Raw genomic sequence first — 10,493 nt, forward strand, 5'->3', positions numbered from 1 at the left:
AAGGGTCGTGCGGGGCCGCGAAAGGCCGCCCCGCGCGGCTCCGGTCAGGCGTCGTTCACGTAAAACCGGCCCATGGTGTCGGCGGCTTCCTCTAACTTGGCGAAGGCCTCCATCGAGCCGGCCAGGTCGGTCTTGTAGGCGTCCCACTCGGACCGCTGATAGCCGCCTGCCTCCGTCCATTCGGCCATCTGGGCGTCGTCGAGCGTATGGAACTCGACCCCGGCCTTGCGAAGCTCCGCCATGGCATAGGCGCGCGCGGACGGTACCTTGGCGAGGTTCTGGTGCATGGTCATCTCACCGGCGAATTCGATCCCCTCCTGCACGTCGGCAGGCAGGCCGTTGAACCATTCCAGGTTGAGCGAATAGACCTGACTGTCCGGCACCGCCTGGGTAAAGGTCACGTGGCTGAGGATGTCCCCGAACCCGAAGACGTAGAGCGCGCCCACCGCCGGGTCGAGCGCATCGGCCACGCCCTGCTTGATCGCCGACGGAGTCTCACCCCATGCCACCGGCGTCGGATTCGCGCCGACCATGCGGTAGTATTGCTGCAGCATCTCCGATCCTGGAACGCGGAACTTCACACCCGCCAGATCGCCCGGCGTCATCACCGCGTTGCCGCCCCGTCGCACGGCGACGACCCGGGGGTCGATGACAACGTAGAAGAGCGGCTTGAAGCCCGAGGCCTCGACCTTGGGATTTACCTCGGACTTCCAGGTGTCCGACGATACCAGATTGGTGAAGCGTTGGTTCGAGCCGCAGAAATACGGCAGATTGATGAGGTCCACCACCTTGGCGAAGGGCGCGAAATTCGCCAGCGAATGCTGCGCGCCCTGGATCGTGCCCGACTGCACGGCCTGAACCAGCGCACCGCCTGCGCCAAGCTGCCCGCCAGGGGCAAGCTTGACGTACACCTTGCCGTCGGTGGCGTTCTGGATGTTCTCCTTGAGGTCCAGCTGCATGATCGGATAGCTGCGAGACGCGCCCAGCACATAGGCTGTGGCGATGGTCATCTGGACCTCCGCGGCGGCTTCGCGCTCCCGCTCCTCCTGCTGGGTCTGGGCCACGGCTGCATCCGACCACAGCATCCCCGCCGCACCGGCGACCATGGCCGCGGTAAAGCCGCCGCTGCCCGCGAGTTTCAGGAAATTACGCCGACCCGCCCGGTCCAGCTCCTTCGTTTCGGTGTCCATGGTGTCCTCCCTCATGGTTTGTCTTTTTCTGCCGGAAGGCGGGTGGCCGGTTGGTCAGGATCGACCGCCGCCTCGCGCTTCAGAATCGCCACCGTGAATACGATGGCCGCCACGAAAAGCACGAGCGCTTCTGCCAGGTCGCTCAGGACCGGTGACGCGAACAGGGCGCCGGCCAGCACGTTGAGGATGTAGATGGCAAAGATCGCGGCGGCGGCGATGAGAAACACGTGGCCTACCCCCCTCCCAAAGTGTGCGATTCGAGATCACTGTAAGTGCTTACATTTCGTCCTGCAAGCGCTTACATCACGCTACGTCATCTGTCGCCTTGCACTTTTGCGCGGCGTTGGCGTAAGGCGCGGCAGCGAAGGGAAAAATCGGTGACGAGAAAGCGCGATACGCACCGCCGCAGAGCGGGCAATGCCACACTAAGCGATGTGGCCGCGGCCGCCGGCGTGTCCACGGCGACCGTCTCCCGGTGCCTCAACGCGCCGCAACTGGTGCAGCAGGCAACGCGCGCCCGGGTTGAGGATGCTGTCAATCGGCTGAGCTATGCGCCGAATTTCGGCGCCCGCGCCCTTGCCGTTCGGCAGACCGACACCGTCGGCGCAATCGTGCCGACGCTTGACAACGCGATCTTCGCGCGGGGCCTGCAGTCATTCCAGGAAGAGCTCGGCAAGGCGGGGGTCACGCTTCTGGTCGCAAGTTCGCTCTACAAGGCCGATCTTGAGAACGCGCAGGTCAGAACCCTGGTCGCGCGCGGCGCCGATGCGCTGCTGCTGATCGGATACGACCGCGAACCGGCGGTCCATGAGTTCCTGAACCGCCGGAACGTTCCGCATCTGGTCGCCTGGGCACATGATCCCGACCGGGCCGTGCCGTCCGTCGGGTTCGACAACCGCGCCGCGATGCGCGGCCTGGCCGCGCGGGTTCTTGCCTTGGGTCATCGCAGGTTCGGCCTGATCACGGCCCAGCGTATTGGCAACGACCGCGCCCGTGGCCGCTGGCTTGGGGTGCTCGACGTGCTCCGGGAGGCGGGGCTGGACGACTCCGCTCTGACAATTCACGAAACGACCTATTCATACGAGAACGGCCGCGCGGGGTTGAGGAAGATCCTCTCCGCAGCCGATCCGCCAACGGTCGTGATGTGCGGTAACGACGTTCTTGCGGCGGGAGCGTTGCAGGAGGCGCGAGAGATGGGGCTGAGCGTTCCGCGGGACCTGTCGATCACCGGCTTCGACGATATCGAAATCGCCAAGATCACGCATCCGCGGTTGACGACGGTGCGGGTTCCTCACCGAGAGATGGGACGACGCGCGGCGCGGATGCTCCTGTCCCTGCGCGCCGAACCTGAAGAGCCCTGTAGCTATCGGCTCGATACCAGCATCCGCATGCGCGACTCTCTGAGCGCCCCCGGAGCGTCTTGATTGCGGCGTTCTGCGGAACTTGCCGAATGTAGGCATCGGCAAGGTCACCGGCCGGATAGGGGGGGGCGGGCCGGCGCGTCGGAGTTTCGCATCTTCTGGTCCGTCGACTTCTGTCGGGCCAGCCCAGCGAGTGCCGCCACGAATTTTTCTCCCGGAGGGCCGGTTCGACGATCCCGTCCAGAAGTCGCTGCAACAGCTGGCGCTAGCCATCTCGGTCATGCCAGTGACGAACTTGTTTTCGGTGCGGCGCAAACTGGGCAGCGGGCTGGCGGCCGGCCGATGCTGGCGCCCCTTCCTACGCGCGATCCGCAACCGGCCGGATCTCTGGGCTCACTCCCAACGGCTCTGCCATGTCGATAGCATCGTCAGCGCCCAGAGGTGGCGGCCCCAGTTGCGGCTGCCGGCCATGTGCTCGGAGAACTTCTTCACGGCGCAGTCGGGGTCGAGCACCCCGATCCGCGCAAGGCTGTCAGGGCTGACCGCGTCGCCGACCATGTCCCGCAGCGGTCCCCGTATCCAGGCATCGACCGGAATGCCGAACCCTTTCTTCGGACGATCGTACAGCTCTTTCGGAAGCCTGCGCTCAAGAAGCTTGCGAAGCGCGACCTTGCCGACCCCGGCGTTCAGTGTGAGGTCGCGTGGCATTGCCCAGGCGAATTCCACCACATTGTAGTCGAGCAGGGGCGAGCGCACCTCAAGCGATGCGGCCATGGAGGCGCGATCCACCTTCACCAGCACATCGTCCGGAAGATAGATCGCGGTGTCCAGCGCCATCATCTGATCGACTTTCGAGCGCAACCCGGAGACGTCCTGCGTCTCGAACGGCCCGCTCGCGCCAAGGCGCGCGTCGGCGTTGAGATCCGCATCAGACCACATCGTGAAGGATCTGTCGTACCGGGCGCGAAAGCTCGGCGCCGCGGCGATGGTGGCGAGCTTCTTCAGTCTGTCCGAACTGATCTGCCGGCCGATGCGACCCGGCAGCGCCGCCCCGGCAAGCGCCACGGCGCGTTCCATATGCCGATCCGGAAAGCGCTGGATCGCCCCGAACGCGCCGCCCGGAAGGTATCGAAGGTATTTGTCGAGCTTCTGCGCAGCCCAGTAACGATTGTATCCTCCGAAGGATTCGTCGCCGCCGTCGCCCGACAGCGCCACCGTGACTTCGGACCGGATCAGCCGCGAAACCAGAAGTGTCGGAAGCTGCGACGGATCGCCCAGCGGTTCATCGAAAACGTCCGGCATCTCCGGGACAAGGGCAAGCGCGTCAGCGGCCGTCGCGGTCATCTCTGTATGGGCCGTTCCCAGGAAGGCGGCTGTCTTGGCGGCAGCATCGGCCTCATTCACGTCTTCGTCGTCGAACCGGATCGTATAGGTCGACACGGTTCGCGATGCCTGTTCGCACATCATCGCGGTGATCAGGCTGGAGTCGATGCCGCCGGACAGAAAAGCGCCAACCGGCACGTCCGACACCAGCCTCTCCGCCGTCGCACGGGACAGCAGGGCATCCAGGCGCTCCAGCGCCTCACGCGGGTCGGTGATCGGTTCGGACCGCCCGCGCTCAACCGCCGCGTCGAACGACCAGAAGCGTTTCGCGGTGTCCAGGACATCCTGGACGCCGCGGGGGGGCGCGTCGACCGACAGCTCGACCCAATGACCGGGCGGCATCTTGATGACGCCCTCATATATTGAGTGGGGGGCCGGAACATAGCCATAGCGCAGATAAAGCGCCCGGGCACGCCGGTCTGTCGTCGGCGCGGCGAAGGCCGGATGGGCACGCAGTGCTTTCAGTTCGGACGCAAAGCAGAGGCTGCCGCCGGAAACGCCGACGTAAAGCGGCTTCTTTCCCAACCTGTCCCGGGCAAGGATCACGCGTCGGGTCTGCCGGTCGAAAACGGCGAAGGCAAACATTCCGTTCGCCTTGTGCAACGTCTTTTCGACTCCGTACCTTTCGATGCCGGCCAGAAGCGCCTCCGTATCGGAATGCCCGCGAAATACCGCTCCCTGTCTTTCGAGATCGGCCCGCAGGGCGGCGAAACCGTAGATCTCACCGTTATAGACGATCTCGAACCGGCCGCTCTCCGAGCGCATCGGCTGCGCACCGGTCTCCGACAGGTCGATGATCGCAAGGCGACGATGCCCAAGGGCGACGCGGCCCTCGGGATCGATCCAATGGCCGTCGCCGTCAGGGCCGCGATGCCGGATCGCGGCCGTCATCGCGCCCGCGATCGCACGTGCCTGTCCCCGGTCGCGTGATCTGGACTCCATAAAGCCGGCAATTCCGCACATGCTATCGGATCTCCAGCGGGTCGCGCGCGGGGCTCACAGCCGCCTCCCTGTCTTCCATGACACTTTGGTACTGGGCGATGACGTCGGGCAGTGCGTATCGGCCGCGAATTCTCTGCGTTGCCCGGCGGGACAGATCTGCGTACCGTTCGGGCGAGATCTGCGCCATCCGCCGCATCGCATCGGCAAGCATCCCGGCGTCCCGCGGCGGCACGACCGTTCCCGTGTCCCCGACAATCGCGGACGCGTCGCCCACATCGGTCGTCACGACGGGCCGTCCAAAGGACATGGCTTCGGCGACCACGTTCGGAAACCCCTCAGTCCGGGATGACAGGACGAGCACGTCGATTTCGGTGTAGAACGCGCTGATGTCCGAGACCGGTCCCCGAAGATCGACGCGCGACGGATCCAGGCCGGCGCTTCGGATCTGCCTTGCGAGTTCTGGATTGTCCGGTGTCATTCGGGGCCCCACCGCGATGAACCGGGCATCGGGCATCTCACGCGCCAGTCTTGCCGCTGCGGCCAGGAAGGTCGGATGGTCCTTCTGCGGATTGTGGCGCGCGGCGATACCGAAAACACGTGGTTGCCGCGCAGAGTGGTCAGGCGCGGAAGGGATTTCGACCCCGTTCGGGATGACCAATGCCCGCCGGTCGTCAAATCCGGCCGCCGCGTGCTGGCTGCGGGCCCGTTCCGAATTGTAAACGATCCCGTCGCAGCGACGCGACAGCCGCGCGGCCACATGTACAGCGGACCGCAATCCGCGCCCCATCGAGCTTGTATCGTCCAGCGCCTGTCTCACGGTCCATAGAATCCGGCCACGATGACCGGCGAGGCGCGCCGCGACCAGACCGAAGATGGCAGAGTGATACATCCAGCACAGGATCGTCGCGTGGCGATGGCGCCGGAAGATTCTGGCCAGCTTCCACAGGCCTGCCGGTGCTGTCGAGACACCCACGATGTTCAAGGCGTGGAACTGGATGTCGGGATTGGCGATCCTCTCTCGCGCCTGGTCCGACACGGTGTTCAAGGACACCACCACGACTTTCGACCCCGCGCCGTCGCGCAGGATGCGAGCGAGCATTGTCTGCGCGCCGTCCATCGAGTCGAAATCCGTGATAACGTGAATCTGCATATGGCGCCCTTCGCTGCACGATCCTCGTCAGTACCTGAAACCTTGCAGTGTACACAGCCACTGTTCATCGGGCCGGACCCCTATCCGAAAGACGTACTGGACCACCGAGCAGGCGATTTCCGGCTCAACACGAATAAGATCGGCAGATCTCGCCTACCGTGAGCGCACAAAGGACAAATCCCTGCGAAGGCGGCCGGGACCCAAGGATTTCGGCAATCGCGGCCCCGCGCTGGAGCCGGGGCGCGAGGTGCGCCGCGGAAACCCGTCGACCGCGGTGCGACGGCTCGTTTTGCCGGTCGGTCGGGAGTGCATGGCCAGACTGCCTGTGTGGTTCTCTACGCGGCCAGGAATGGGATGGGAATGCCGAACACAGCCGCAAGCAGGACGAAATTCAACGCCAGAACCGCACAGGCCCCCAATCTTGCCAGAAGGCGCAAGGTTACGCCGGGGATGAAATCGCCCATGATGTCCCGGCGCGACGAGAAGATGATCAGAGCGATCATCGGGACCGGAAGCGCGATGGAAAGGACGACCTGACTCATGACAAGCGCCTGCGTCGCGTTAGCACCCATGCCGACAACCGCGAAGGCGGGCACCATGGTCACCAGACGGCGTATCCAGATCGGAACATGGAAATGCAGGAATCCCTGCATGATCATCTGCCCGGCCATGGTCCCGACGACAGAACTGGATATGCCCGAAGCGATGAGAGAGGCCAGGAACATGCCAGCCGCCGCCGCACCCAGCAGCGGCGTCAGGGTGTGATACGCGGTCTCGATCTCGGCGACCTCAGAATATCCCTGGTGAAAGGCACTGGCGGCCATGATGACCATCGCGATATTGACCATGCCCGCGACAGCCAGCGCCAGAACGACCTCCACGTTGGAATAGTTGAGGATTTTTCGCCGATCCCGATCGTTTCGGATGTCCGCGCGCGATTGCATCAAGCCTGAATGCAGATAGATCGCATGCGGCATCACCGTGGCCCCGATAATTCCGACGGCGATGGTCAGGGCCGCGGCGTCGGGTACCATCGGTTGCATCAGGCCAAGACCCGCCGCAGCCCAGTCGACCGGGGCAATGAGCATTTCCGCAAGGTAGGACAGGCCGATCACGCCCACCATCGCACCGATGATCAGCTCCATCGGGCGAAAGCCCTGGCCTTCGAAGATGAGGATCGCGTAAGTCACGATCGCGGTGATGACCATGCCGACGAGCAACGGCAGCCCGAACAGAAGCGACAGCCCGATCGCGCCGCCAAGAAATTCCGCCAGATCCGTGGCCATCGCCGCCACTTCGCTGATGACCCACATGATCCACACGACCGGTTTCGGGAAATTGTCACGCGACAGTTCGGCAAGATTCTTGCCTGTCACGATGCCCAACCGCGCGGAAAGCGCCTGGAACAGCATCGCGATGAGGTTCGCAAGAAGTACCACCCACAGCAGGGAATACCCGTATCCCGCACCCGCCTGGATGTTCGTCGCGTAGTTGCCCGGATCCATGTAGGCGACCGAGGCGATGATCGCCGGTCCGGCGAAGACCAGTTTGCTCCGCCATCCCCGGCGCTCCCCGCTCAGGACACCCGCGATGCCGCTGCGTGTTCTGTTGGTAAGGTTCTGCATGGCATCTTCCGGCAAGTTTCGAAGACCGAAACATAGCTATGGCTATAATTACTGCAAGGGGCACTATATGGTCGTGTTATGTTCTGATCCAGTTTCGGTTGGTGAAATACTCAGCCATGGCTATAGGGTAGCTCCGCCAACACCGTTCGCTGACAGGACACATGTCGAACACACGCCCTTCCGATAAAAAGCAGGCCGACCATTTCGCGCGCGCGCGCGAAGCCCAGTCCGTCGCGCTGCTTGAGGACTACGTGGAGATGATCGGGGATCTTCACGAGGAGTTGGGGGAGGCGCGTGTCGCCGATCTGGCGCAGAGAATGGGGGTGGCCCAACCGACCGCGACCAAGGCGATCGCCCGGCTCAAGCGCGAGGGGCTGGCCACCTCGCGGCGGTACCGTGGCGTGTTCCTGACCGAAACGGGCGCGGCGCTGGCAATGCGGGTCAGAGCGCGGCATCGTACGGTCGTCGCATTTCTCGTGGCTGTCGGGGTCCCCGAGGACGTCGCCGAAATGGATGCCGAGGGGATCGAACATCATGTGTCCCGCCATACGCTGACCGCGTTCGAGGATTATCTGGCGAACCGGCTCGCGGCAGATCATCGCCCCTAGGTCTCGTACGCTGGCGCTTATACAGCGTCGCATAAGCTACATGCCGCTGTTTTACTTCGATCCTTGACCGCATCTGGAGGGCACCGCCGCGACCCGGTCGCGGCTCAACCCGAAAGGATAAGACATGCGCAAGTTTTTGATTGCCACCGCGATGGTCGCCGCCCTGCCCGCTCTTGCCGCGGAAGTCACAAAGGACGCCCAGCTTGGTACGACGATGGACGAGGTCAAGGCCAGCCTTGTCGACATGGGCTATGACGTCCGCAAGGTGAAGATGGAAGATGGCGAGATCGAAGCCTATGCCGTGATGGGCGACACGCTCAGCGAAGTGTTCGTCGATCCGGCAACAGGTCAGGTCACGAGAATCGTGGCGAAGTGATCCCGTCATGCTGAGGGAACACTATCTTGGCAGCGGGCGCGACAGCGCCCGCAGCGGCAAGACGATTCAGGTCTGGGATCCGTTGGTCCGCCTGATCCACTGGGGCGTCGTCCTCATGGTTGTGATCAACGCCGCCATCGTCGCGAAAGACAGCCAACTCCACCTTTGGGCGGGCTACACGATGCTGGTGCTTGTCGGGGTCCGACTGCTCTGGGGGGTGATCGGCACTCGGCCCGCGCGGTTCGCGGCCTTCCCACCGAATCCGTTTCGGGCACTGGACTACGTGAAAAAAATGCGACGCAGTGACAAGACCGTGCATCTGTCACACAATCCGCTCGGAGCCTTGATGGTCTACAATATCTGGACGACGCTGCTGTTGATCGCAACGACCGGCTACATGATGGGCACGATAAGGTTCTTCGGTGTCGTCTGGGTAGAGCGGGCGCACGAGCTGGCATATGACTGGTTGCTGGTGTCGATTGCAGCCCATATCCTGGGGGTTGCCTTCGATATATGGCGTTCGGGTGTCCCGCTTGTTCAGGCGATGATACACGGCGCCAAGCGCATCCCGAACGATACGCCGGTCGAATGAAAAACGGTCTGCAACTCTCCAGGAACGACAGGCGGCGGGCAGCGACGCTCGCCGTCATCATTCTGGTGCAGGCGCTCTGTGCCGCATTCTTTTTCAGCGATGTCGTTTCCGACTTCAAGTCCGACAAGTATCTGAGTGAGGTCCATTTCTATATGGAGGCGATTGCAACGCTCGTACTGATTGCCGGCGTCGTTTTTCTTATGATCGAATTGCGCAAGATCATGACCCGTATGGAACAACTGGATCGCGGGCTGCGTGCCGCCCGCGGCGAGATGGCAGAAATCATAGATGCGTTTTTTGAGGAGTGGGATCTGACGCCATCAGAAAAAGACGTTGGGCTGCTCATTCTCAAAGGATTCGACAACGAGGCGATATCGCAACTTCGCGGGACCGCGGCGGGAACCGTCAGGGCACAATCGACGCGCATCTATTCAAAGGCCGGTGTCGAGAGTCGCGCCCAGCTGTTCAGTGTGTTTCTCGATGAGTTGCTGGCCGGTGAGGGTCGGCAAGACGGAGGGGATCTCAAGGCATGACGGCACGGCATCGAAAGAGCCATACCCTGTCACGTATTGGGTAGGTGCGGCCCGGTGGGCTCGACGCAGACAACGGCAGCGGTTCTGCAGCCGGCCCGTTTCTCGGCGTGGCGGCTGCGGTCATCAAACCGAGCGCAAGGCTGCATAGAAATTCGTCTCCATAGGGGCCCTGAGGTGGCGCCCGGTTCCCGGACAGGTTGGCGGCGCTGCCAGGCTTGCCGGTTGATCGTGCCGCCTTCAGACCGGGGCCCTGGTGGGCCTCTATCGGTCCGCCGAGCGCGGAGTGTGGGCGCTCGGTGTTGTGAACGTCGATCCACCTGCCGATGTCCGCCCGTGCCGCGGACCCTGTTTCGAAGGCGCGCAGGCAGACGCAGTCGTGTTTCGGGGACCGCCATGGCCGCTCGATCGTGACGTTGTCCATCCGGAGCGCGGCCGTCCACCCAGACCTTCACCGCCGCATCCGGCAGGGCTTGCGTGAACCGCGGGCTGGTGAATTGGCTGCCCTGGTCCGTGTCGAATCCGGTCGCCCGGAGCCGAAGAGCCCCGGAAGAGCATCGTCCGGTGCCTCGATGCGAAACTCGGCGTCCATGGCGTTCGACAGCCGCCATGCCGGCACCCGGCGTGTCGCCCGGTCCACGATCGCGACCGCCGCATCGGAATGCAGGCGATATCCGCGCACCAGGCTTGGTTTGGCCGGTCGATCGGCAGACCCCGGAGCAGAGATCTTATACAC

Annotated in this window: 10 protein-coding genes and 1 pseudogene; 5 read left to right on the top strand and 6 right to left on the bottom strand. The window is 63.6% G+C overall.

Annotation, left to right across the window (positions count from 1 at the left end; all coding sequences use genetic code 11):
- Positions 1-44 precede the first annotated feature (44 nt).
- Complete coding sequence (locus tag KW83_RS16660) at positions 45-1,190, bottom strand: TRAP transporter substrate-binding protein (protein WP_036181220.1); 1,146 nt, start codon at positions 1,188-1,190, stop codon at positions 45-47.
- Between the two features lie 11 nt (positions 1,191-1,201).
- Positions 1,202-1,417 (bottom strand): hypothetical protein, encoded by a 216-nt coding sequence (locus KW83_RS16665; protein ID WP_036181223.1) that lies wholly within the window; start codon positions 1,415-1,417, stop codon positions 1,202-1,204.
- A gap of 150 nt (positions 1,418-1,567) precedes the next feature.
- Between KW83_RS16665 and KW83_RS16670 the strand changes: the two genes are divergently transcribed.
- A complete protein-coding gene (locus tag KW83_RS16670; protein WP_051928606.1) occupies positions 1,568-2,614 on the top strand; it encodes a LacI family DNA-binding transcriptional regulator in 1,047 nt (348 codons plus the stop codon).
- Positions 2,615-2,944: 330 nt separating this feature from the next.
- Here the strand turns inward: KW83_RS16670 and asnB are convergent, their stop codons facing one another.
- The 3 genes from asnB to KW83_RS16685 all read right to left on the bottom strand — a co-directional run bounded on the left by asnB (position 2,945) and on the right by KW83_RS16685 (position 7,651).
- The gene (gene asnB / locus KW83_RS16675) at positions 2,945-4,897 is read right to left on the bottom strand and encodes an asparagine synthase (glutamine-hydrolyzing) (protein ID WP_036181226.1); all 1,953 of its coding nucleotides are present in this window, start codon (positions 4,895-4,897) and stop codon (positions 2,945-2,947) included.
- 1 nt (position 4,898) lies between these two features.
- Positions 4,899-6,026 carry a glycosyltransferase gene (locus KW83_RS16680; protein WP_051928607.1) on the bottom strand — a complete coding sequence of 376 codons (1,128 nt, stop codon included), beginning with the start codon at positions 6,024-6,026 and terminating at the stop codon, positions 4,899-4,901.
- Between the two features lie 335 nt (positions 6,027-6,361).
- The gene (locus KW83_RS16685) at positions 6,362-7,651 is read right to left on the bottom strand and encodes an Nramp family divalent metal transporter (protein WP_036181231.1); all 1,290 of its coding nucleotides are present in this window, start codon (positions 7,649-7,651) and stop codon (positions 6,362-6,364) included.
- 161 nt (positions 7,652-7,812) lie between these two features.
- On the opposite strand from KW83_RS16685, the gene mntR reads away from it, so the two are divergent.
- The 4 genes from mntR to KW83_RS16705 all read left to right on the top strand — a co-directional run bounded on the left by mntR (position 7,813) and on the right by KW83_RS16705 (position 9,760).
- The gene (mntR, locus tag KW83_RS16690; protein WP_036181233.1) at positions 7,813-8,259 is read left to right on the top strand and encodes a manganese-binding transcriptional regulator MntR; all 447 of its coding nucleotides are present in this window, start codon (positions 7,813-7,815) and stop codon (positions 8,257-8,259) included.
- Positions 8,260-8,383: 124 nt separating this feature from the next.
- A complete protein-coding gene (locus tag KW83_RS16695) occupies positions 8,384-8,635 on the top strand; it encodes a PepSY domain-containing protein (RefSeq protein ID WP_036181235.1) in 252 nt (83 codons plus the stop codon).
- A gap of 7 nt (positions 8,636-8,642) precedes the next feature.
- The gene (locus KW83_RS16700) at positions 8,643-9,227 is read left to right on the top strand and encodes a cytochrome b/b6 domain-containing protein (RefSeq protein ID WP_051928608.1); all 585 of its coding nucleotides are present in this window, start codon (positions 8,643-8,645) and stop codon (positions 9,225-9,227) included.
- Positions 9,224-9,760 carry a helix-turn-helix transcriptional regulator gene (locus tag KW83_RS16705; RefSeq protein WP_036181236.1) on the top strand — a complete coding sequence of 179 codons (537 nt, stop codon included), beginning with the start codon at positions 9,224-9,226 and terminating at the stop codon, positions 9,758-9,760. Before KW83_RS16700 ends, KW83_RS16705 begins: the two co-directional genes overlap by 4 nt.
- A gap of 247 nt (positions 9,761-10,007) precedes the next feature.
- Here the strand turns inward: KW83_RS16705 and KW83_RS21600 are convergent.
- Positions 10,008-10,493, bottom strand: a pseudogene (locus tag KW83_RS21600) (transposase); the annotation flags it as partial.

Origin of the sequence: Palleronia rufa (genome assembly GCF_000743715.1) — a bacterium.
In the GTDB taxonomy this organism is placed as follows: Bacteria; Pseudomonadota; Alphaproteobacteria; order Rhodobacterales; family Rhodobacteraceae; genus Palleronia; species Palleronia rufa.